Source organism: Paractinoplanes deccanensis, assembly GCF_016862115.1.
Taxonomy (GTDB): domain Bacteria; phylum Actinomycetota; class Actinomycetes; order Mycobacteriales; family Micromonosporaceae; genus Actinoplanes; species Actinoplanes deccanensis.
In genome coordinates this window covers 45,603-67,259 of record NZ_BOMI01000178.1, presented here as the reverse complement: position 1 = coordinate 67,259, position 21,657 = coordinate 45,603, and the positions used below count along the sequence as shown (strand labels likewise).

The 21,657-nt window shown below is 68.6% G+C and carries 24 protein-coding genes; 15 read left to right on the top strand and 9 right to left on the bottom strand.

Annotated elements, in window-relative coordinates:
- Positions 1–766: 766 nt before the first annotated feature.
- A complete protein-coding gene (locus Ade02nite_RS42385) occupies positions 767–994 on the bottom strand; it encodes a hypothetical protein (protein ID WP_203776426.1) in 228 nt (75 codons plus the stop codon).
- A gap of 225 nt (positions 995–1,219) precedes the next feature.
- Here Ade02nite_RS42385 and Ade02nite_RS42380 point away from each other — a divergent pair, with 225 nt between their 5' ends.
- The 11 genes from Ade02nite_RS42380 to Ade02nite_RS42330 all read left to right on the top strand — a co-directional run bounded on the left by Ade02nite_RS42380 (position 1,220) and on the right by Ade02nite_RS42330 (position 10,085).
- Positions 1,220–2,074, top strand: coding sequence for a helix-turn-helix domain-containing protein (locus Ade02nite_RS42380; RefSeq protein WP_203776424.1), 855 nt, complete (start codon positions 1,220–1,222; stop codon positions 2,072–2,074).
- A 3-nt stretch (positions 2,075–2,077) separates the two neighbouring features.
- Positions 2,078–2,293: a DUF397 domain-containing protein gene (locus tag Ade02nite_RS42375; RefSeq protein WP_203776422.1), complete on the top strand. Its 216-nt coding sequence runs from the start codon at positions 2,078–2,080 to the stop codon at positions 2,291–2,293.
- A 619-nt stretch (positions 2,294–2,912) separates the two neighbouring features.
- Positions 2,913–3,752: a MerR family transcriptional regulator gene (locus Ade02nite_RS42370; RefSeq protein ID WP_203776420.1), complete on the top strand. Its 840-nt coding sequence runs from the start codon at positions 2,913–2,915 to the stop codon at positions 3,750–3,752.
- The gene (locus Ade02nite_RS42365; protein ID WP_203776418.1) at positions 3,749–4,099 is read left to right on the top strand and encodes a nuclear transport factor 2 family protein; all 351 of its coding nucleotides are present in this window, start codon (positions 3,749–3,751) and stop codon (positions 4,097–4,099) included. The genes Ade02nite_RS42370 and Ade02nite_RS42365 overlap by 4 nt, the downstream gene beginning before the upstream one ends.
- Before the next feature lie 57 nt (positions 4,100–4,156).
- Positions 4,157–4,597 (top strand): SMI1/KNR4 family protein, encoded by a 441-nt coding sequence (locus Ade02nite_RS42360; protein WP_203776416.1) that lies wholly within the window; start codon positions 4,157–4,159, stop codon positions 4,595–4,597.
- 63 nt (positions 4,598–4,660) lie between these two features.
- A complete protein-coding gene (locus tag Ade02nite_RS42355; protein WP_203776414.1) occupies positions 4,661–5,893 on the top strand; it encodes a glycoside hydrolase family 16 protein in 1,233 nt (410 codons plus the stop codon).
- Between the two features lie 172 nt (positions 5,894–6,065).
- Positions 6,066–7,292: a pectate lyase gene (locus tag Ade02nite_RS42350; protein ID WP_203776411.1), complete on the top strand. Its 1,227-nt coding sequence runs from the start codon at positions 6,066–6,068 to the stop codon at positions 7,290–7,292.
- 71 nt (positions 7,293–7,363) lie between these two features.
- On the top strand, positions 7,364–8,251 hold the full coding sequence (locus tag Ade02nite_RS42345) for a TolB family protein (RefSeq protein WP_203776409.1): 888 nt from the start codon (positions 7,364–7,366) through the stop codon (positions 8,249–8,251).
- Between the two features lie 31 nt (positions 8,252–8,282).
- The gene (locus Ade02nite_RS42340; protein WP_203776407.1) at positions 8,283–8,930 is read left to right on the top strand and encodes a helix-turn-helix transcriptional regulator; all 648 of its coding nucleotides are present in this window, start codon (positions 8,283–8,285) and stop codon (positions 8,928–8,930) included.
- A gap of 41 nt (positions 8,931–8,971) precedes the next feature.
- Complete coding sequence (locus Ade02nite_RS42335) at positions 8,972–9,490, top strand: DUF3291 domain-containing protein (protein WP_203776405.1); 519 nt, start codon at positions 8,972–8,974, stop codon at positions 9,488–9,490.
- Between the two features lie 373 nt (positions 9,491–9,863).
- The gene (locus Ade02nite_RS42330; RefSeq protein ID WP_239169446.1) at positions 9,864–10,085 is read left to right on the top strand and encodes a hypothetical protein; all 222 of its coding nucleotides are present in this window, start codon (positions 9,864–9,866) and stop codon (positions 10,083–10,085) included.
- A gap of 28 nt (positions 10,086–10,113) precedes the next feature.
- On the opposite strand, the gene Ade02nite_RS42325 is transcribed toward Ade02nite_RS42330, so the two are convergent.
- A complete protein-coding gene (locus tag Ade02nite_RS42325; protein WP_203776403.1) occupies positions 10,114–10,923 on the bottom strand; it encodes an SAM-dependent methyltransferase in 810 nt (269 codons plus the stop codon).
- An 82-nt stretch (positions 10,924–11,005) separates the two neighbouring features.
- Positions 11,006–12,184, bottom strand: coding sequence for an ROK family transcriptional regulator (locus Ade02nite_RS42320; RefSeq protein ID WP_203776401.1), 1,179 nt, complete (start codon positions 12,182–12,184; stop codon positions 11,006–11,008).
- Positions 12,185–12,226: 42 nt separating this feature from the next.
- Here Ade02nite_RS42320 and Ade02nite_RS42315 point away from each other — a divergent pair, with 42 nt between their 5' ends.
- Complete coding sequence (locus Ade02nite_RS42315) at positions 12,227–13,060, top strand: LacI family DNA-binding transcriptional regulator (RefSeq protein WP_203776399.1); 834 nt, start codon at positions 12,227–12,229, stop codon at positions 13,058–13,060.
- Positions 13,061–13,067: 7 nt separating this feature from the next.
- On the opposite strand, the gene Ade02nite_RS50860 is transcribed toward Ade02nite_RS42315, so the two are convergent.
- The gene (locus tag Ade02nite_RS50860; protein ID WP_369076684.1) at positions 13,068–13,307 is read right to left on the bottom strand and encodes an integrase core domain-containing protein; all 240 of its coding nucleotides are present in this window, start codon (positions 13,305–13,307) and stop codon (positions 13,068–13,070) included.
- A gap of 85 nt (positions 13,308–13,392) precedes the next feature.
- Between Ade02nite_RS50860 and Ade02nite_RS50855 the strand changes: the two genes are divergently transcribed.
- Positions 13,393–13,551 (top strand): hypothetical protein, encoded by a 159-nt coding sequence (locus tag Ade02nite_RS50855; protein WP_369076683.1) that lies wholly within the window; start codon positions 13,393–13,395, stop codon positions 13,549–13,551.
- 281 nt (positions 13,552–13,832) lie between these two features.
- Here the strand turns inward: Ade02nite_RS50855 and Ade02nite_RS42305 are convergent, their stop codons facing one another.
- The gene (locus Ade02nite_RS42305) at positions 13,833–14,447 is read right to left on the bottom strand and encodes a TetR/AcrR family transcriptional regulator (RefSeq protein ID WP_239169445.1); all 615 of its coding nucleotides are present in this window, start codon (positions 14,445–14,447) and stop codon (positions 13,833–13,835) included.
- An 85-nt stretch (positions 14,448–14,532) separates the two neighbouring features.
- On the opposite strand from Ade02nite_RS42305, the gene Ade02nite_RS42300 reads away from it, so the two are divergent.
- Positions 14,533–15,015: an ester cyclase gene (locus Ade02nite_RS42300; protein WP_203776393.1), complete on the top strand. Its 483-nt coding sequence runs from the start codon at positions 14,533–14,535 to the stop codon at positions 15,013–15,015.
- Between the two features lie 32 nt (positions 15,016–15,047).
- On the opposite strand, the gene Ade02nite_RS42295 is transcribed toward Ade02nite_RS42300, so the two are convergent.
- Genes Ade02nite_RS42295 through Ade02nite_RS42280 form a run of 4 tightly spaced genes read right to left on the bottom strand, consistent with a single transcriptional unit; the run spans position 15,048 to position 20,413 of the window.
- Positions 15,048–17,423, bottom strand: a complete 2,376-nt coding sequence (locus Ade02nite_RS42295) for a glycoside hydrolase family 2 protein (protein WP_203776391.1) — start codon at positions 17,421–17,423, stop codon at positions 15,048–15,050.
- Between the two features lie 16 nt (positions 17,424–17,439).
- Complete coding sequence (locus tag Ade02nite_RS42290) at positions 17,440–18,255, bottom strand: carbohydrate ABC transporter permease (protein ID WP_239169444.1); 816 nt, start codon at positions 18,253–18,255, stop codon at positions 17,440–17,442.
- Positions 18,252–19,100: a carbohydrate ABC transporter permease gene (locus tag Ade02nite_RS42285; protein ID WP_203776389.1), complete on the bottom strand. Its 849-nt coding sequence runs from the start codon at positions 19,098–19,100 to the stop codon at positions 18,252–18,254. The genes Ade02nite_RS42290 and Ade02nite_RS42285 overlap by 4 nt, the downstream gene beginning before the upstream one ends.
- Positions 19,097–20,413, bottom strand: coding sequence for an ABC transporter substrate-binding protein (locus Ade02nite_RS42280; protein ID WP_203776387.1), 1,317 nt, complete (start codon positions 20,411–20,413; stop codon positions 19,097–19,099). Before Ade02nite_RS42280 ends, Ade02nite_RS42285 begins: the two co-directional genes overlap by 4 nt.
- Positions 20,414–20,656: 243 nt before the next feature.
- Here Ade02nite_RS42280 and Ade02nite_RS42275 point away from each other — a divergent pair, with 243 nt between their 5' ends.
- Positions 20,657–21,655: a glycoside hydrolase family 26 protein gene (locus tag Ade02nite_RS42275; RefSeq protein ID WP_239169443.1), complete on the top strand. Its 999-nt coding sequence runs from the start codon at positions 20,657–20,659 to the stop codon at positions 21,653–21,655.
- Positions 21,656–21,657: the final 2 nt, after the last annotated feature.

Genomic DNA, 21,657 nt, shown 5'->3' with positions numbered 1-21,657 from the left:
AAGCTGCTGCCGGCTTTTCTGATGTTCCGCCTCTAGCCACCGTCCGAGCGTGCGCAGGTTCTCAAGCTGACACCCAAGATCCAGCTCGTGTTTTCTCGCGTGTGATGACCGCAGACGCGGTCGCCCTGAAGGCCGTCATGGTCAGATAGGTGGAGTTTGATCAGCGTGTCCAGGCGAAGATCAGATCTGTCGCCCCATGAGATCAAGTCGGCGACGGCCTACCTGATTGAGCGGGCATTGCCGCTCTTTACCGATGTGACCGAGATGTGCCTTACGCCAGACCCACCCTGAATTAAGATTCTTGTAAAAATCAGCTCAGAATGCATGCCGGAATGAGGAAGCTCGTCGCGGCGAGCCGGAGACAATCTTGGTGACCTGCTAGCGCTGGATGTATCACTGAGCTAAGGGCTGGCAACAGTGGGCAGAGGATCGTCGTCAACCACACGGCTGAAGAAGATCGACGGCCAGGGACAACGATGGCCGTCAGGCGCATCGACGCGAGAAGGCTGCCGGAACCAGCCGGTCGGCAGTCAAGCCCCGGCGCAGAACACCTCCGATCTGCGAGCCAACGCACCCGCATCTACGCGTTCTCTCCTGGGGCGGAAACATGCTCGGGTCAGTCATGCCGCCAACCTCACCAACTCGACCAACCAGAAGAGACTGCGCCCTGTCCGACCGCGCGCGTCCTCGCGGTTTCGCGGTAAAGCGGTAGCGGCACGCCGCTCACGGGCAGGGCCTCGCTGTGGCGGCTTGAATGCCGCGCGTCTCAACGGTGGGAAAGAATCGCGATGACCACAGCTGCGATAGCGGTGATGATCGGCGCCAGGCCGCCCAGGTAAGCGATGATGACCGCGTGGCGGCCCAAGCCGCCTTCCTTGTCGCGCTTGCTCAGAGCGCCGTCACCGTCAGCGCAATGCAGGCCGCCGGCTCCCTCGTCCTCGGCTCCAAGCCTGCGCTCGTCGGTTCCCGGCGACTTCGGTGTTGCGGCGTCCATGGCTCCCCAACCCTCCGATGCGACGTTGACCGCGCTCGTCGGCTACGAGACGCGGTACCTCTGCGTAGCTGGGCAACTGCTTCGCGTTACATCCAGTCTGAGTGTCAAGGGATGCCCTGGCAATTGACAGGCTCCGGAATGACACGCCCGCTTTTTACACCATCTGGGTTGCCGATTCGGGTCTTGACGCGACTACAGTGAGGTCCGGACGCGGCGGAGGTGATCATGTCCGGGCAGCGAAGCCCTGTGCTCATGCGTCAACAACTCGGAGTCCTCTTACGCGAGTACCGCGAGGGCACTGGACGCACCGCGGCCGATGTTGCCAGACAGCTAGAAGTCAACGCGTCCGTGATCACACGGCTTGAGAGAGGGCAGCGCCGTCCTGGCATCCTCTATGTTCGCGCTCTCTGCGACCTGTACGGACTTGACAAGGCCGACGCGGACCGTTTGCTGAGCCTGGCCCGAGCGGGCCACGAGAGTGGCTGGTGGGAACGTCTGGATCTGCGAGCCCAGGCCGCCGAATTCATCGGCTTCGAGGCGGGCGCCTCCGCTATCGACGCCTACGAGCTCGGTTATATTCCCGGCTTGCTCCAGACAACCGAATACGCCAGGTCGGCCCTCAATTCGCGGCGGCCTCGGTACTCGGATTCGGAGCTGTCTAGGCTTGTTCAAGCGCGCATGACTCGACAGCAGATCATCGCCGGGCCCGATCCGGTCAAGTACCACGCTCTTGTTGACGAGGGCGTGCTACACAGAAATGCGGCCACGCCGTCGGTCATGCGCAGCCAATTGGAATTTCTTGTTGAGGTTTCGTCGATGCCGAACGTGACCTTACAGGTTCTACCCTTCTCTGCGGGAACGAGTTTGGGCGCGGTGGGGGCCTTCACTGTGCTCTCGTTCTCTGCCGGGCCGGTAGAGGACGTGGCTCACGTCGAAACGCCTTTAGGTTCGATCTGGCATAGAGATGAAGGCGCGGCTCGCTGCAAGGCAATTTTCCGGGAACTTGCCCAAATCGCGGCAAGCGAAACCGAATCGTTGCATATTATTGGTGAAGTAATCGACACTCGATGGAAAGCGTGAGTCATGGCTCTTGAGGATGTTGAACGACAGGCGCTCAACTGGAGGACGGCGAAGAAGAGCGGCGGTGACAACTGCATCGAGGTGGCACATTGGGGAGACATGGTTGCTTTCCGGCATTCACGTCGCCCCGATGGAGAGGTCATCATCTACACCAAGGAAGAGTTCGACGCCTTCCTCGACGGCGCAAAAAAGGGCGAATTCGACGACTTTCTGCAATAAGATCTGCGAACCTCGTAAGCACCAGTGAATCGGCATAGCCTATGCGTGACTGATTGCAGGCTTCGCGCGATACCGAGCAAAGCGGGAATCAGGATCAACGGGCGGCTTGTCTAACCGGTCAAGCCGCCCGGCACCCTGGCCGGTCCAAACAGGCGCTGTCTCGTCGCGCCCGCCCGTCCCTCATGGATAGCTGGCAGCTGGTCATGTGACGGATCGTCACGTCACGTTCGTCACGTTGCACAAGGGCAGGCCACGGTATGTCCGGACGGCCGTGTCCCATCTGGATTCATCGGCCTAATGCGGCCCGTGTCTCCGGAACAGCGTGGCTGCCCGTCAGGCTGGCAGACCGCCGCTGCTACATGGCGCATGTTCGTTTTGCAGCTGGCCGCCCGCGAGCGAAGTTGCAGACGTCGTTGAAGCCCGCCGGCATCTCAGAACACGTTGGCACCAGCAGGCGACGGGTGACAACCGGACGGACATCGTCAACGCTGCGCTCCTGGTCTACGCGGCGACACAGGAGGCCGTGACTAAGGGCGGCCGCAGTGTCAGTCTCCGCTCGCGTCGTGGCGAGAGGCATCGCGCCGTCGTCGCCTGATCGGCTCGGGTGGACACTGTGACGATGCGCAAAGGGCTCACCATCGGCGAGTTCGCCACCGTGACGCATCTGAGTGTGCGGACGCTTCGGCGGTATCACGAGGCCGGGCTGCTGGTGCCGGCGACGGTCGACCCGTTCACGAACTATCGCTACTACCTGCCCGACCAGATCGCGACGGCTCAGGTCATCCATCGGCTGCGGGAGCTCGATGTGCCGCTGGCCGAGGTGGAGGCGATCCTCGCGGCCGACGATCCGGGGCGGCGTGCCGAGCTCGTCTCGGGGCATCTGCGGCGGCTCGAGGCCGAGCTCGAGCGGACCCGGGCGGCGGTCGTGTCGTTGCGCCGGCTGCTGCGGCCCGGCGATGCGGCGTTCGAGGTCGAGTTGCGCTCCGTTCCCGCCCGGCGGGTGGCGGCGATCAGCGCGAACGTGCGGCTCGGGGACTCGCTCGCCTGGTTCGGCGCGGCCATGGACGAGTTGGACGCGGCCTTCCCGGCCGCGGAGCGCACCGGGCCGCCCGGCGGGCGGTATGCCAACGAGCTGTTCACCGAGGGCGCCGGCGTCATGACCGTCTTCCGGCCGGTGCGCCGTCCGCGGGGCGGCGGGCGGATCGAGGTTGTCGACCTGGCGGCGGCCGACCTGGCGGTGACCGTGCACGCGGGGCCGCACGACGACATCGACGTGACCTACGGCCGCCTCGGTGACTGGGTCGTCTCGCACGCGCTGGGTGTGGACGGGCCTGTCCACGAGACCTACCTGGCGGGTCCGCGCGACACCGGCGACGCCGGCCGGTGGCGCACCGAGATCGGCTGGCCGGTCTTCCGTCTTGACCCTCTCCCCGGGGGAGACCCGACCGTGGTGGCATGACCAGCACAGCCGTTACCTGGGAAGAGCTGCCGGCCGTGATCACGGCGTACCTTCCCGCGCACCAAGCCCGTGACACCGGCACCGCCGCCGGCTTCTTCGCCCCGGATGCCGCCGTGACCGACGAGGGCCGCACCTACCGGGGCCGGGACGAGATCCGGAAGTGGCTGACCGACGCGGCGGCCGAATACACGTACACCACGACGTTCGTGAGCGCGTCCCGGACCGGTGCAGCGGATTTCGACGTCGTGCAGCACCTGGAGGGCGACTTTCCGGGCGGGTCGGCCGACCTGCATTTCCGGTTCACCCTGGACGGTACCGCGATCGCCCGGCTCGTCATCGAACCGTGACTTTGCGTCCCGGTCCGGTTACCGGAAGCCGGATCTTCGGGTGGCATCATTCCGGGGATGGTCCTCGTTGACTGGCGCGATCTGGTGCGCGCGACCGACGGTTATCTGGCTCAGCCCGGCGTGCCCGCCGAAAGGCTGGCCGCGTGCGAGAGTCTCACCCTCGATCTGCGACGGTTGTATCTCGTCAGCGACGGCGTCGTCGAGCGGGACGGCCAGCGGTTCTTCCTGTGGCCGCTGGCCGATCTGATGCGCCGCAACGAGCTTGAGTGGCGCGACGCCTTTCCGGCCCGGCGCGAGCTCGTCGCGATCGGGGACGACGGCACGGGCGCCCGCATCTGTGTGCCCCGCGACGGCAACCCCGGCGTCTTCCTCTGGGATCCGGTGAGCGCGGCGCCGCACTGGCTGGCGAACGACCTGGGCGACTTCTGGGTCGGGTGGACGCAGCGCAAGCTGACAACAATCGTGCCCGTAAGTTCCGGAACCGCGCCGTCCGCTTGACTGCCCCGGGGGCAATTTTTAAGACTGTTACACATTAATCCCCTCTCCCCCGAGGTATCCCCTATGCGCAAGTCACGGTTCTTCATCGCGGCGGCCGCCATGGTCGTCGCCCTGAGCGGCGGCCTGGCCGTCGGCTCCAGGAGCGACACGGCCGAGGCGGCCGTGGTCTGGAACGAGGACTTCAACGGCCCGGCCGGCTCCGGCGTCGACACGTCGAAGTGGAACTTCGACGTCGGCGGCAGCGGCTGGGGCAACCAGGAGCTCCAGTACTACACCAGCGGCACGAGCAACGTCGCCATGGACGGCCAGGGCCACCTGGTCATCACGGCCCGCAAGGGCAGCGGCGGCAACAGCTGCTGGAACGGCACCTGCCAGTTCACCTCCGGCCGCATCCAGACGGCCGGCAAGTTCACCCAGCAGTACGGGCACATCGAGGCCCGCATCCAGGTCCCCAACGGCTCCGGCCTCTGGCCCGCCTTCTGGATGCTCGGCGGCGGCAACTGGCCCACCGACGGCGAGATCGACATCATGGAGATCGTCGGCCGGGACCCCAACCGGCTGTTCGGCACGCTGCACGGCCCCGGCTACTCCGGCGGCAACTCGTTCGGCGGCACCCTGGTCGCCGGCTCGCCGTGGTACCAGGCATTCCACACCTTCGCCGTGGACTGGTCGCCCAACCTGATCCGGTGGACCGTCGACGGCCAGGAGTACTTCCGGGCCACGCCCGACTCGCTGCGCGCCGCCAAGGGCAACGTGAGCTGGGTGTTCGAGCACCCGTTCTTCATCATCCTCAACCTCGCGGTCGGCGGTAACTTCGGCCAGGGCAACCCCTCGACGCTGCCGAACGAGAGCCGGATGCTGATCGACTACGTGCACGTCAGCACCTCGGACACCACCCCGCCGCCGAGCGGTGGCGGCAACGCGCTCAAGTCCAGCCTGAACGGCCGCTGCATCGACATCCCCGCGGCCAACCCGGTGGACGGTGCACGTCTGCAGATGTACGACTGCAACGGCAGCGCGGCGCAGCAGTGGGCGGCGAACGGCGACGGCACGCTGCGCGCGATGGGCAAGTGCATGGACCCGGCCGGCGGGGCGCTCACCAACGGCACGCCGATCCAGCTGGTCACCTGCAACGGCAACCCGGTGCAGCGATTCACCCTGTCGGCCGCGGGCGACCTGGTGAACATCTCGGCGAACAAGTGCGTCGACATCAAGGACCGCAACACCGCCAACGGCGCCCAGCTCCAGCTGTGGGACTGCTCCGGCCAGTCCAACCAGAAGTGGACCCGCGCCTGACCCTCCGCACGAACGCGAAACGCCGGCAGCCTTGGGGCTGCCGGCGTTTTCACTGCAAATCCTGCAACTTCTTGCCTCGACATCGACGTATATCTATCGTCCCGAGGTAAGCGCTTTCCTATCGTGGGAGGTGGCGCGACGACGCACTGTCGACTAGGGAAGTGAGACACGGATGAAACGATCAGTCGCGCTCCGGTGGACGGCCGTGGGCGCCACCGGCATCACGGCCGCAGCGGTCATGCTCACGCTGGCGGCGTCCCCGGCCGCGGCCGCCGACAACCTGAGCATCGGTGCCGGCGCGGACGGCTCCAGCAAGGCCGACGGCACCAGCTACGGCAACGTCAAGGACGGCAACACCGGCACCTACTGGTCGCCGACCGGCTCGACCGGCTACGTCTCGGTCAAGTGGGGCAGCGCCACGACGGTGTCCTCGGTCGTCATCAGGCAGGCCTCCGGCGGCGGCTCGATCAACGCCTGGCGCCTGCTCAACGCCGACAACGGCGCCGTCCTGACCAGCGGCAGCGGCAGCCCGAGCACCGTCTCGTTCTCCTCGACGTCGCTGAAGAAGATCACTCTCGACATCACCAGCGCGTCCGCCGCACCGCGCATCGCCGAGTTCGAGACGTACGGCAGCGGCGGCGGCACCACCCCGCCGACCACGCCGCCCACCACGCCGCCCACCACGCCGCCCACCAGTCCGCCGCCGACCTCGAATCCCGGCACGCCGACCGGCTCCTGGCCGTCCTCGACCGGCTCGGTCAGCATCTCCGGCACGGTCACCGTCTCCGGCACCTTCGACGGCGGCATGAGGACGTACTGCTGCATCGGTGACGGCTCGCAGAGCGAGTCCCAGGACCCGATGTTCAAGATCGCGAACGGCGGCACCCTGCAGAACGTCATCATCGGCTCCCCCGCCGGCGACGGCGTGCACTGCGAGGGCACCTGCACCATCCGCAACGTGTGGTGGAACGACATCGGCGAGGACGCCGCCACCTTCAAGGGGACCGGCGGCGGCACCAGCTACGTCATCGGCGGCGGCGCGCGCTCCGGCAGCGACAAGACGTTCCAGCACAACGGCAACGGCACCGTCAACATCTCCGGCTTCTACCTGAGCGGTTCCGGCAAGCTCTATCGCGCCTGCGGCAACTGCTCCAGCTCGTACCAGCGGCACGTCCGCATCGACAACGTGCTGCTGAACGACATCGACATGGTCGCCGGCATCAACAGCAACTGGGGCGACACCGCCACCATCACCCGCGTGACCCTGCGCAACAGCTCCAGCGCCACGGTGTGCGGCAAGTACCAGGGCGTCGCCAAGGGCAGCGAGCCCAAATACCTCGGCGAGGGCTGGAACGACGCCAACTGCAAGGTCAACCGCAGCGACATCACGTACGGGTAGAAGGACTCTGTCCGCAATGGACCGGGCTGCATAGGGTGAGCGCACGTTCTCCTGGCAAAGGGGTGATCATCGTGCGTGCGGTTCCCGGAATCCTTGCCCTGTCCCTGGCATTTGTCCTGGTCCAAGCCGGTCCCGCCGATGCCACGCCGGCGGGACCGGGCGGGCGCATCCTCGTGCTCGACGACAGCGCCGGCGGCCACGGCGTCGTCAGCGTCCGTGCGCGGGGCGGCGACGTGCGAAGCCTGGGCCTTCACCTGCCGGCCTACGCCTATCCTGACTATTCGCCCGACGGGCGGCGGGTCACCTACGCCGACTCGTGGAGCGTCTACACCGTCAAGGCCGACGGCACCGACCGGCAGTGGGTCCTCGACGGCCCATACGTGCCCGCCCACCCCCGGTGGTCACCCGACGGCACAGAGGTCGGCTTCGAGGCGGTCGACATCTGGGCCGGCGCGGTCGCCGCGCCCGCCGGGCGGCAGGTCTACACGGTGACGGGGAGGGGATCGCTCACGTTCGACTGGTCGCCCGACGGGCGGCAGATCGCGGTCGTGCAGGTGTGGGAGGTCGGCGACCCGTGGGACCCGATCAACGCGCGAGACATCTGGATCGCCCGGTCCGACGGCTCGATGATCGCCCGGCGGCTGACGGACCGCGCGGAGACCTGGGACCCGTACCGGATCGCCTGGAGCCCGAACGGGCGCACCCTGGCCGTGGAAGCGCTCGGCGACCTGTGGTCGATCGACGTGCGCACCGGCGCGATGACCAACCTGACGGCGACCGCCGACGTCATCGAGTCGAGCCCGATCTGGTCGCCGGACGGCCGCCTGCTCGCCTTCGGCCGCCAGGCGGCGGGCGCCACCACGCCGCAGGTCTGGTTGCGCCCGGCGCAGTCGCGCGGCGACACCGGACGGGGCGTGGGGATCACCGGCATACCGACCAGCTGGCACCGGGGGTTCTAGCGACAAAGGCCGTTGGCAATACGCTGGTGGGGTGACGACTCCGGAAGACCTGCGTGACCTCGACGCCGTGGCCAGTCTCGCCGATCCGGTGCGGCGGCGGGCGTACGAGGTGGTCGCCGCCGGCGCCGGCCCGGTGGGACGGGACGAGGTGGCCCAGGCGCTCGGGGCGGGCCGCACGCTCGCCGCGTTCCACCTGGACAAGCTCGTGGCGGCGGGGCTGCTCGAGGTGTCGTACGCCCGGCGGTCGGGGCGGTCCGGGCCCGGCGCCGGGCGTCCCACCAAGCTCTATCAGGTCGCCGCGGCGGAGCACGCTGTCAGTGTGCCGCCGCGGGCCTATCGCGCCGCCGCCGAGCTGCTCGCGGAGGCGCTGGAGCAGGCCGGGGCCGAGCAGACGCTGTACGAGGTCGCCCGGCGGCACGGCTCCGGCGGGCCCGCGTGCTCGGACATCACCGAGATGCTGACCGCGCAGGGCTACGCGCCGGAGCCCGACGGCGCGGAGCGGATCGTGCTGCGCAACTGCCCGTTCCACCGGCTGGCCGAGCAGTTCCCGCCGCTGATCTGCGGCATGAACCTTGCGGTGATCGACGGCCTGCTGACCGGTTCCGGCCTGGACGGCGAGTGGACGGCCCGGATGGACGCCGCGCCCGGCCGGTGCTGCGTCACGCTCTCTAAAAAGTAATTGCGTTGACTTTAGAGGCCGGAGCTGGTGGGCTGGGCACCATGGACGCCTTCCACCTGGCTCAGATCAACACCGCCCGGCTCCGCGCCCCGCTCACCGACCCGTCGATGGCCGACTTCGTCGAGGGCCTCACCCGCATGAACGAGCTCGCCGACCGCTCACCCGGCTTCGTCTGGCGCCTCGAGGGCGACAACGGCGACGGTACGATCGCCCGCCCGGCCGACCCGCTGCGCATCTACACACTCTCGGTCTGGGAGACCCCGGAACACCTTCGGGCGTACGCCTACCAGTCCGAACACCTCGACTACCTGCGCCGCCGCCGCGAGTGGTTCCACCCCAACGGCAGCGAGGCCGCCCTGGTGCTGTGGTGGGTCCCGGCCGGCACGACGCCCACCCTGCGCCAGGGCATCTCCCGCCTCGACCGGCTCCGGGCCGGCGGCCCCACCCCGGAGGGGTTCACCTTCCGCCAGATGTTCCCCGCTCCCGCGGTTCGCCGAGCGCCCAGCCCTGAACGGCTCGCCCGCGAGGAGGGCACGGCGCCCGAGCCCAGCCCGCTCTGAACCGCCCACCGAAACCGGCACCGAACCACTCGCGCCGAGAAGACGCCGCGCCGAAACCGGCACCCGAATCACCCACGCCGAACACAGTCCACGCCGGAAACGGCACCCAACCCACCCACGCCGAACACACGCCGCGCCCGAAACGGCACCCAAACCACCCACGCCGCGCCGGAAACGGCACCCAAACCACCCACGCCGCGCCGGAAACGGCACCCAAACCAAACACGCCGAACACACGCCCGGCCGGAAACGGCACCGACTTACCCGCACCGAGAGGATGCCGCGCCGGCGCTGACACCCGCGTCCAGCCGCCTTCGAGAAGGCACGCCCCGGTCTCGCCGTTTGCCCGGCGATCAACCGGGTAGGTGGGCCTTTGATCATCTTGGCGAAGGAGGCCCCGGTGCAGCGCATCCCGTCCGACCCCGACAAGTACCCGCCCCTGGACCCCGGCGCGCCGATCCCCGACGACCCCGGCGAGCTGACCCCGGACAACCCGGACCCGCTGCCCCCGCCACCCGCCGAGCCGTCCCCCGCCCAGCCCGTGCCCGCCGAGCCCGAGCCGGCCACGCCCGGCGGCGTCCCCGAGCCCGCCTGACTCCCGTCGCCGCGCATAGCCCGGCCGCCTACGGCTTGCGGGCCACCGCGCCGTACACGGAGACCTGCTCGTCCGACGGGGACGGCTCCTCGGTGGGCTCGCCCAGCTCGGGCCGCCACTGCGAGACGATCTGCAGGCCCGGGTCGACCATCTCCAGGCCGGTGAAGAAGCGCGCGATCTCGGGCTTGGAGCGGACCCGCATGGTGACGCCCTGCCGGCGGTAGACCTCCGCCACCTGCGCCCACGCCTCCGGGCGGAAGTCGCCGGTCAGGTGCGACAGCGCCAGGTAGCTGCCCGGCGGGAGCGCCGCCAGGAGCCGTCGCACGATCTCGTCCGGGCCGTCGTCGTCGCCGATGAAGTGCAGGATCGCGATGAGCAGCAGGCCGACCGGGCGGCCGAGGTCGAGGGTGCCGCGCAGCGCCGCCGAGCCGAGGATCGAGTCGACGTCGCGCAGGTCGGCGTCGAGGTAGTCGGTGCGGCCGCGCGGGTCGCTGGTCAGCAGCGCACGGGCGTGTGCCAGCACGATCGGGTCGTTGTCCACGTAGACGATCCGCGACCGCGGCTCGATGCCCTGGGCGACGTGGTGCACGTTCGGGGCGCTCGGGATGCCCGTACCGATGTCGAGGAACTGGTCTATGCCCCGCTCGGCCAGGAACCGGACCGCCCGGCGCAGGAACAGCCTGTTCTGCCGGGGCGGGATCCGGCTGTCCGGGTTGGCCTCCAGGCCCCGGTGCGCTGCCTCCCGATCGGCCGCGAAGTTGTCCTTGCCGCCGAGCAGATAGTCGTAGACCCGCGCCGGATGCGGGCGGTCGGTGTGCAGCTCGTCGTGCTCGGCCATGTCGTGACATCCCCCCGCGACCTTCGAAAGCGGCCCCGATCATCGCAGGGTCGCCCGGCACGGGCAACGACGATCGCTGATGTCAGTGCCGCGGGGAGACGCTGTGGCCGGGGGCGATGGACGCCTGCACGACCAGGGCCGCGGCGCCGATGGCCGCCGCGTTGCGGGGCTGGGCGGACAGCTCGACCTGGACCTCGTGGCGGCCGCGGGCGTGCGCGGTGCGGGCCAGGTGAGCGCGCAGCCGGCGGGCGTAGATCGAGCCGGCCACGGCCACTCCCGGGCCGGTCAGGACGATGCGGCTCAGGTCGAGCAGGTTGACCATGGACGTCACGGCCACGCTGAGGTACGAGGCCGCCTCCTCGATCACCGCGAACGCGTCCTCGTCGCCGCTGACCGCCGCCCGGGCGATGGTGTCGTACGCGGCGGAGACGCTGCCGTCCAGGCGCAGGCGAGCCGCCAGGCCGGGGTGCGCGCGGGCCGCGTCGACGGCGGCGGTCATCGAGGCGTACCGCTCCACGCAGCCCTGGTTGCCGCACGGGCACGGCCGTCCGTCGTACTGGATCGACAGGTGTCCCAGCTCGCCCGCGTCGAAGCTCGCGCCGCGGAACAGCGCGCCACCGAAGACCATGCCGGCACCTATCCCGGTGGAGAGATAGACGCAGCCGAACGACTGGTCGCGCGAGACGCGGCGGCTCCAGAACTCGCCCAGGGCGGCGGCGGCCGCGTCGTTCTCGACCAGGACGGGGATACCGAGCCGGCCGCGGAGCTTGTCGCCGATCGCCTCCCCGTCGCCGAAGGCGCCCGGGCGGCCCGGGCGGGCGGTCGGCGCCACCACGGCGAGGCCCTCCACCCGGTGGCGCGGCAGGTCGAGGCCGGCGGTGAAGTCGTCGAAGCGGGCGGCGAGCTGGTCCGTCAGGCCGGTGGCGGCGAGCGGGACGACCTCGCGGCCGACCACCCCGCCGGTGAGGTCGATGGCCACGCAGGTCACCGCGTCGGGCCCGAGCTCGAAGCCGATGCCGAAGTGGTCGGCGGGGTTGATGGCGAGCAGCGTGCGCGGCTTGCCGCGGACCGAGCCGACCGAGCCGGTCTCGTGGATGATGCCGTCGGCGATCAGGTCGCGCACGATGTTGGAGATCGACGGCTGCGTCAGGCCGGTCTTCTCGGCCAGCTCCACGCGGCTGATCGTCTCGGCCGAGCGGATCACGTCCACGATCAGGGCACGGCTGCCCGGGCCGCCCGCGGGCGCTTCTCGACGTGCCATGGCGGTACCGTATCTCGTGATGAACGGGAACCGGAGGAGCTGGTGACGCAGCCGCCGCGGCGGGTCGGCCTGGTGCTCACGCGCGCGTCGCGGGTCCTCGGCGAGGAACCCTACTACCACGAGTTCATCGAGGGGCTGGAGCGCGTGCTGACCCCGGCCGGGGTCTCGGTGCTCGTCAAGGTCGTCACCGACCGGCCGGCCGAGAGCGAGACGTACGAGCGCTGGGCCGCCGAGGACCGCGTCGACGGTGTCGTGCTCGTGGACCTGGCCCCGGACGACGATCGGGTCGGCCTGGTCAACCGGCTGCACCTGCCCGCGGTCGTGCTGGGCGCGCCGTCGACCGCCTCCGGCCTGCCCACGGTCTGGACCGACGACGCCGGGTTCGCCCGCGAGGTGATCCGGTTCCTGGCCGAGCGCGGTCACCAGGTCATCGGCCACATCAGCGGGCCGATGACCTTCGCGCACACCCAGCTGCGCCGCGGCGGCGCTCAGGCGGAGGCCCGGGCCCGCGGCGTACGGCTGGTGCCGGCCGTCGGCGACTACTCGTACGAGTCCGGCCGAGCGGCGGCGGGCGAGCTGATCGCGACGGGCGCCGGCCCGACCGCGATCGTCTGCGACAACGACGTGATGGCGCTCGCCGCGCTCGACGCCCTGGCCGAGCGCGGCCTGACCGTGCCGGGCGACATCTCGGTGGTCGCCTGGGACGACTCGGCCCAGTGCCAGCTGGCGGTGCCCGCCCTCTCCGCGATGAGCCACGACGTGAGCCGCATCGGCGAGCTCGCCGCGAGCGCCCTGCTCGACGCGATGGCCGGCGCGGCGCCCGCCGTCTACGAGGCTCCGGCGGCCCACATCGTGGCGCGCGACAGCACCCGGTGACGGGGTCCTAGGTGTAGTGACCAAGACCGTTGTTGACGCGGGTGATGGGTGGTTGGCCTGCGAGCGCGGTGTGGGCTCGATGGTAGTTGTAGGTGTGTAGCCAGCCGGGTAGTGCGTCGGCGCGGTCCTGTCCGCTGGTGAAGGGCCGGGAGTAGATTCCATTCGTCGGCCATGGTGTGGTTGAAACGTTCGGCTTGCCGTTTGTTTGAGGGCGGTAGCGGCGGGTGTCGCGGGCTTGGGCGCCCAGGTCGGTCAGGGCTTGGTGCCAGGCGTGGGCCGCGGCGGTAGGTCAGGGCGTTGTCGGTCATGACGCGTTCGATGACCGGGATGCCGTGTCGGGCGACGTGTTCGGCGGTTCGGCGCAGGAAAGCGGCGCAGGTGCCGGTCTTCTCGTCGGGGTGCATTTCGGCGTAGGCCAGCCGGGTGTGGTCGTCGATGGCGGCGTGCACGTATTCGTAGCCGACCCGGGTGCCGACCCGGGCTTCTTGTAGCCGGTCGCGCGAGAACAGCCGAGTTCGCCGACCACATGCGCAACCGGGCGGCCGTCGTGATGACACGCTGGGTCAACAGGCGTCGGCCATGCAAAGTCAGCTGGGCGTTACGGTGGGCCATGAAGACCTCCGGTCTCGGTGAAAGCGTCGCAACTTCCACCTCGCCGGAGGTCTTCTCACTTCTCAAGCAGCCACGCCGCCCTGTCAACAACCCTCATGGTCACTACACCTAGGCGTTCGGGTATGCCTTCACAGCGTGGGCGTGGCCGGCGACGTGCTGCTCACGGTTGCTTGTCGACCACTTCCGTTCGCTCACCGTGCAGGGTACGGAGCGCGTCGAGTGCAATCGCGGTGAGAACGGCGCGCCCGACGCCGGCGCGGCCCAGCAGTTCCATTCCCCGGCTGACGGCGACGAAGTACATAGCGAGCGATTGCACGTTCGCGTCCTCGGCGATCTCCCCGCTCTCGCGCGCATGTTCCAGGCATTGGGCATACACCCCGGCGAGCTGTTCGATCCCGGCCTTCGTGGCAGTCGACAGCGGATCCTGCTCGCCGGTCGATTCGACCAGCGCACGGGTGGTCAGCGAGACCCGGCGATCGCTGCTGCTGAACTCGATCGCCATGAGCAGCATGTGACCCCGGATGCGTTCGAGTGGCGAGGCGTCGTCGTGGGCGAGCGCTTCCGATACGGCCCGCGTCGCCTCCTGCCGATCCTCGGAGAGCGCCCGGAGGAACAATTCCCGCTTCCCGCCGAACGCGTTGTAGAGGCTCTGCTTGCCCAGACCGGTCGCGCGTACGAGATCGTCCAGCGTCGCCGCGGCCAGCCCGTGCACGGCGAACACCTCGCCGGCGCTGGTGACGACGTCGCTCTCGACGAACTTGCGGGGCCGGGCCACGTGAGCAAGCATACGTTATGGACCACATGGTCAAAAACTTGCTACGTTGATGAAATCGACAGCGGGGCAGTAAGGAGAAGCAGGCGTGAGAAGTAACGAAGAGATTGTTCGCGAGGCGTACCGGCTGGCAGAAGGAGACGTCCTCGACGGAGACGCATTCCGCGCCCTGTTCGCCGAGGACGGCACGTTCAACGACATGCCCAATGCGCTGACCTTCCGCGGAGACCAGATCCCCCTGGCATTGCAGGGCTTCGCCGGCGTTTTCCCCGACGTGCACCGCGAACTGCTCGACGTCCATGCGCTCGGCGATGTCGTCGCCGTCGAACTCCGCATTCAGGGAACGCATCTCGGTGCCTTCCCGACCCCGATCGGTGAGATCCTGCCGACCCGAAACCGGATCGACGTGCCGACGGCGGACCTTTGGTACCTGCGCGCCGGCAAAGTCGAACGGTTCAACTGCTACAACTCGGCGAACGTGCTGCTCGCCCAGATCGGGGCCGCCCCCGACTTCAAGTCGGCCATCGAAGCCGCCGCCGGCCCTCGTCCCAGCGGAACGAGACTGCTTTGACGGCGAGGCCGCGGCGAAGACGCGCCTGAGCCTCATCGCAGAACCTCCGAGAGGGAGGTGAGCACCCAGGGCGCCTTGACGGCGCCGGGGTCCAGCTCGATCGGCGCGCGGACGCGGAACACGGCCGACTCGCCGGGCAGGAGGGTCACGAAACCGCTGTCGACGGTGGCCGACGGGTGGATGCGGTCGGCCTGCAGCAGCACGTCGCGGGCGAGGCCCACCGCCCGCACGTGGACGTCGAGGCCACCCGGCACGGTCGCGACCTCGGCGGTGAGGCCCGGGTCGTCGTGGGTGAAGTCGCGGTCCTCCACCGCGAACCACAGCGCGCGCACGTCGTCGATCCGGACGGCCAGCAGCTCGGCGGCCGGGTCCCCGAACTCGGACACGCCGGCCGGCACCGGGACGGTGGTCACCGACCGCGGCGCCACGGTGATCTGCCGGGTGGTGGTGGCGAGGACCGTGCCGCCGGTGTCCTGGCGCTCCAGCAGCAGGGTGCCGCTCCACTCGGCGGGGTGGTCGTTGAGGACGGCCACGACCAGGCCGCCGTCGCGCGGCTGGACGGTGAGCGCGCGCTCGGCGTACAGCTGCTTCATGGCGTGGTAAAGGGGTTTGTGCCGGCCGGCGCCGTCGATCGCCGACCACGAGGTGACCGGCCACAGGTCGTTGAGCTGCCACAGGATCGTGCCGCCGGTGTGCGGCCAGTGCGAGCGCCAATGCTCGACGCCGGTGGTGACCGCCCGTACCTGATTGAGCTGGGTTAGGTAGTGCCAAGCCTCGGTGCTGGTGGGCTCGGGAAAGTGCGGGGCCAGGCCGCGGGCCAGCTTGCCGTTGCCGTCCTCGGCCTTCTGGTGGTGCAGCACGCCGGGCGAGTCCGGCAGCAGCGGGTCGTCGGAGACCGCTTCGCGCAGCGTCGTCCACGCCGGCGGGGCCTGCCAGCCGAACTCGGCCACGAACCGCGGCGCCGAGTCGCGGTAGTGCGGGTAGTCCTCGCGGTTCCACACCTCCCAGGAGTGGAAGGTGCCGAAGGCCGGGTCGTTCGGCAGGTGATCCCACGAGCCGGACCACGGGCTGCCCGCCTGGTACGGCCGGGTCGGGTCCAGCTCGGCGACGATGGCCGGCAGCGTCTCGAGGTAGTACTTCTCGCCCCAGCTCACGTCGCCGGACGGCTCGTGCAGCCACAGGTTCTCGTTGTTGCCACTCCAGGTGATCAGGCTGGGGTGCGGCGCCAGGCGGGTCACGTTCTCCCGCGCCTCGGCCACCACCTCGGAGAAGAGCGGCTCCTCCTCGGGATAGTCGGCGCAGGCGAACAGGAAGTCCTGCCACACCATCAGGCCGAGTTCGTCGCAGACCTCGTAGAAGTCGCGGCTCTCGTAGAGGCCGCCGCCCCAGACGCGGATCAGGTTGAGGCCGGCGCCGGCCGCCTCGCGCAGCCGGCGCTCGTACCGCTCGCGGGTCATCCGGGCCGGGAAGATGTCGTCCGGGATCCAGTTGACGCCCTTGATCTGCACCGGCGACCCGTTGACGTGAAAGACGAATCCCTCGCCGGTACGGTCGACAGCGGCCGTCCGGAAGCCGGTGCGGCGCTGCCACCGGTCGAGCACGTCGTCGCCGTCGAGCAGCTCGACGGTCAGCTCGTGGAGCGCCGGCTCGCCGTAACCGCGCGGGTTCCACGGCTTTACCCAGCCGGCCTCGACGGCTTTCCGGGCGGAGGTGACGCCGCCCGGCAGATCGAGCGTGGCGATCTCGCGTTCGTCGAGCAGCACCCGGGCACGCAGGTCACGCTCGCGGGTGCGCTCGACGTCGACGGTCAGGTCGAGCCGGCCGGCGCCGTCGTAGGTAGCGAGGGGACGGACGGCGGCGATGCGGGCCGTGCTCCAGCCCTCCAGCCGCACCGGGCGCCAGATGCCGGCGGTGACCAGCGTCGGGCCCCAGTCCCAGCCGAACGAGCAGGCCATCTTGCGGATGAAGTTGAACGGCTCGGGGTAGGCGTTGGCCCGCGGGCCGAGCAGATCCCGTACGCGTTCCGCCTCGGTGTACGCCGACGCGAAACGCACGACCAGCTCGCCCGCGGGCTTCGCCGTGACGTCGTACCGATAGGTGCGGTGCATGTTGCGGGACGAGCCGAGGGCGACGCCGCCCAGCTCGGCCGACGCCACCGTGTCGAGACCCTCGAAGACCAGGTCGATGCGCTCGTGCGCGGGCCCGTCCCAGGCGATGTCCCGGCTGTAGCGCCAATCGGTGCGCCCGATCCAGGCGACCGCCTTCTCGTTGTCGTCGAGGAACGGGTCCGGGATCAGACCGCCGTTCAGCAGATCGACGTGGACACATCCGGGAACGGAGGCCGGGAGCGGATCCACCGCGTCGGCCCGCAGTTCCCACGTACCGCCGAGGTCCTGTGCGTGCAGCATGCGCACGTCCTTTCTCTTATTTGGTCGCTCCGGCGGTGACGCCGTTGTAGATGAAGCGCTGCAACACCAGGAAGACCACGACGGTCGGAATGATCACGATCATCGTGCAGGCCGCGATCGTCTCCCATTGCGCGCCGTACGGCCCCTTGAAGCGGAACAGCGCCGTCGAGATGACATTCAGGCCGGGTGAGCGCAGGTAGAGGAACGGGATGTAGAACTCGTTGTAGATCGCGATGCCCTTGATGATCACGACGGTCGCGATGGCCGGTTTCATCAACGGCAGGATCACCCTGCGGTAGACGGTGAACCGGGACGCCCCGTCGAGCACGGCGGCCTCGTCGAGGCTCCTCGGAATGGACTGGATGAACTGGATGAAGATGTAGATGGACACGATGTCGGTGCCCAGGAAGAGCACGACGGCCGAGCCGAGCGTGTCCACCAGGCCCATCGACTTGACGATCTGATAGGTCGCCACCTGGGTGGTGACTCCGGGCACCAGCGCCGCGACCAGGAAGAGCCCCAGCACGAGACGCTTGAACGGAAACGAGAAACGGCTGATGGCGTACGCGGCCAGCGTGCCAACGGCGATCGTGCCGGCCAGCGACACCACCAGGATGATCGTGGTGTTCACGAAGCCGCGCAGCATGTGCCCGTGTGACCAGGCCGTGGCGAAGTTGGCGAAGTTCAGCCAGTTCCGCGGCGGGGTCAGCGGCCCGGTGCTCGCATATTCGGCATGCGTCTTGAACGAGGCGAACAGCACCACCACGAGCGGAACGAGCACCACGAACGAGGCGAGCACGAGGGACGCGTACTTCCCGATCCGGGGGATCACGAGAGGGTCACCTCCTCGTCCGGCACCAGGCGGCGCTGGATCCACGTGACCAGCAGGACGATCAGCAGCAGCACCACCGCCATCGCCGAGGCGAGCCCGATCTTCCGGAATCCGAAGGCGGTCTGGTACGCCTGGATGACGAACGTCGTGGTGCCGTTGGCGCCGCCGGTCATGATGAACGGGATCTCGAAGGCCGACAGGCTGCCGGAGATCGCCAGGATGAAGGACAGGCTGATGATGCGTTTGATGCCGGGCACGATGATGTGCCGGACCTGGTGCCACCGGTTCGCGCCGTCGATCTCGGCGGCCTCGTAGATCTCGCCCGGGATGGACTGGATCGCGCCGAGGAACAGCACGAAGGTGAGCCCGGTGAAGCGCCAGACCGACGTACCGGCCAGGGAGAAGTTGGCGACGTCCGGGTCACCCAGCCACAGCGGGGTGTGGCCGCCGAGAAGCGTGTCGAGCGTGCCGCCCGGCTGGAAGAAATAGAGGAAGACGAAGCCGACGGCGACGCCGTTGAGGAGGTACGGGAAGAACAGGATGCCCTTGAACAGATTGCGGAACCGGGTGCTGAACGACAGGATCACCGCGAAATACAGGGCGATCGCGATCTGCGCGAACGACGCCGCGAAGTAGTAGAGGCTGATCAGGAAGACCCGCCAGTACTGCTCGTCGGTGAAGACCCGGACGTAGTTGCCCAGACCGACGGGCTCCATCGCCGGCTTCAGCCCGTCCCAGCTGTGGAAGCTGTACCAGATCATGTTGCCGACCGGCACGTACGTGAAGGTGATCAGCAGGATCAGCGCGGGAGCGAGGTACAGCCAGGGGCTGCGCCTTCGGGTCACTTCATGACCTTCGACCGGGCGGCGCCCCAGCGCTTGTTCAGGTCGGCGAAGTACGAGTCCTTGTCGCCCTTCGCGGCGCCGCGCGCGATGTCGACGAGCTTCTGCCGGTAGATGTTGCCGGCCAGGTCGATCTCGGACTCCTTGATGATCTCGTCCTCCTTGCCGCTGTTCGTGGTCGCCGCCGGGAGGCTGAGCAGCTCCACGCCGGCGTTCTCGAAGTCCTGGATCACCTTCGGCATCGGCTGGCTGAGCGCGGTCGGGATCGCCTGCTGCCCGGCCGCGAACCCGGACTCGTTGACGAACCAGTCGAGGAAGGCCTTCGCGGTCGCCTTGTTCCCGGAGCTCTTGCTGACCGCCGCGGAGTAGTCGCCGGTGATCTGGGCGTGGAACTTGCCGTCCTTCTGGTACGGGAACGGCCAGAGCGCGATGTCGTCCGGGCTGACGTTCGCCGTCTTCGCCGCGGCCTGCATCTGCGGCACCGCCCACGAGCCGAGCAGCATCGCCGCCGTCTTGCCGGTGGCCAGCATCGGCTTGGAGCTCTCCCAGTTGGTCGTCAGCGGGTCCTTCTCGCTGAGGCCGTTGTGGACGATGTCGTAGAGCAAGCCGTCGGTGAGGTACTGGATCTTGCCGGGCTGCCACGGCGACGCGTCCTCGGGGAACCTGTCGTTGATGTCCGGCTGGTTCAGGATGCCGCGCTGGTTGTTGAACTCGCTGAGCGGCCAGCCGTCCTTGTAGTTCGTGTAGTACGGGATCGCGCCGGTCCTCTGCTTGATCGCCTGGAGGCCGGCGAGGAACTCCTCCGGCGTCTTCGGCGGCGCGGTGATCCCGGCGTCCGCCCAGACCTTCTTGTTGACCACGAGGCCCTTGGCGATGCCGCCCAGGGACAGGCCATAGACCTGACCCTCGTACGCCTTCTCGTCGGTGAAGCGGTACTTCTTCGCGAGCTCGTCCACGGTGCCCAGCGGCTCGAAGAACTGGCCGAGCTCGGGACGGGCGACGCTGTTGGGGATCAGCAGCACGTCGCCGTAGTCGCCGCCGCTGAGTTGCGTGGTGACGTCGCCCTCGTAGTTCGTGACGGCCTGGAACTGGACGGTGGTGCCGGGGTGCTCGGCGCTGAACTTCTTCGCGTACTCCGCCAGCGTGGTGTCCACCAGGTCGGTGCGGTTGGTGAGAACGGTGATGGAGCCCTTGACGTCGCCGGAGAAGTCGCCGGCCGCGCCGGTGTCGTCGTCGCCGGCCCCGCCGGTGCAGCCGGCCACCAGGGCGAGCGTGGCGGCGGCGCCGATACCGAGGAAGTGCCGTCTATCGATCATGTTGAGGTCCGTCCGCTGAGAATGGATCCCGGCGGCCTTCGCCGCTCGGGAGCGCCCAGCATGGGGCGGCCGTTACCGCCATGTCAAGATTAGATTACTAATTAAATTTAAGTCTGGCCGTCGTTTGCCCAGATCACGGGGCTTCTCAGTTTTCTTAGTTTATTTATGTAAGTCTTGACGGCATCGAAGCAGAGCACTAGAAAGGGAGGACCGCCGATCCCCGATCCCCAGGAGGTCCTCCCCGTGAAAGTCCCCCGCATCCCCGCCGCCGCGCTGACGGCGGTGGTTGCCTCGGCCGCCTTGACCGGCCCGGCCCACGCCATACCCGCCGACACCTTCGCGCCGGCGCCGAAGACCACGGTGATCAACTACCTGAAGACGATCACCGGCAACCACATCGTCAGCGGCCAGCACAACAAGGAGCCCGCCACCTCGCCCGGCCAGTACACCCGGCAGGTGCACGACATCACCGGCCAGTGGCCCGGCCTCTGGGGCGGCGACATGATGTTCACCTCGGCCGACATCGCCAACCGGCAGAGCGTGATCAACCAAGCCAGGACCGAGTGGGCGAACGGATCGCTCGTCGCACTCACCTGGCACGCCTGCTCCCCCACGGTCGGCGCCACGTGCGACTTCGAGGGCGGCGTCAAGACCACGGTCAGCGACGCCCAGTTCCAGCAGATCGTCACCGGCGGCACCGCGCTCAGCAACACCTGGCGCAGCCGCATGGCCGCCGTCGTCCCGTACCTCCGGCAGCTCAAGGACGCCGGCATCCCGGTGCTGTGGCGCCCCTTCCACGAGATGAACGAGAGCTGGAACTGGTGGGGCCACCGGCCCGGCGCCAACGGCTCGCTGAAGCTCTTCCAGCAGATGCGCGACTACTTCACCAGCCAGGGCCTGGACAACCTCATCTGGGTGTGGAACGTGCAGGACAACCCCGCCGGCGGCTGGGCGAGCTACTACCCCGGCGCCGGCTACGCCGACGTCGTCAGCCTCGACGCCTGGTACAAGAGCTATCCGTCGGCCGCCGACTACGCGCAGATCCAGTCGATCGCCGGCACGAAGCCCATCGCGATCGCCGAGATGGGCAAGGTGCCCACCGCGGCGCTGCTCGACAGCCAGCCCAAGTGGACGTACTTCATGATCTGGTCGGAGCAACTGCGCGGCAACAACACCAACGCCGAGATCCAGAACGCGTACTTCCTGCCCCGAGTCCACAACCAGGGCGAGATCAAGTTCTAGCG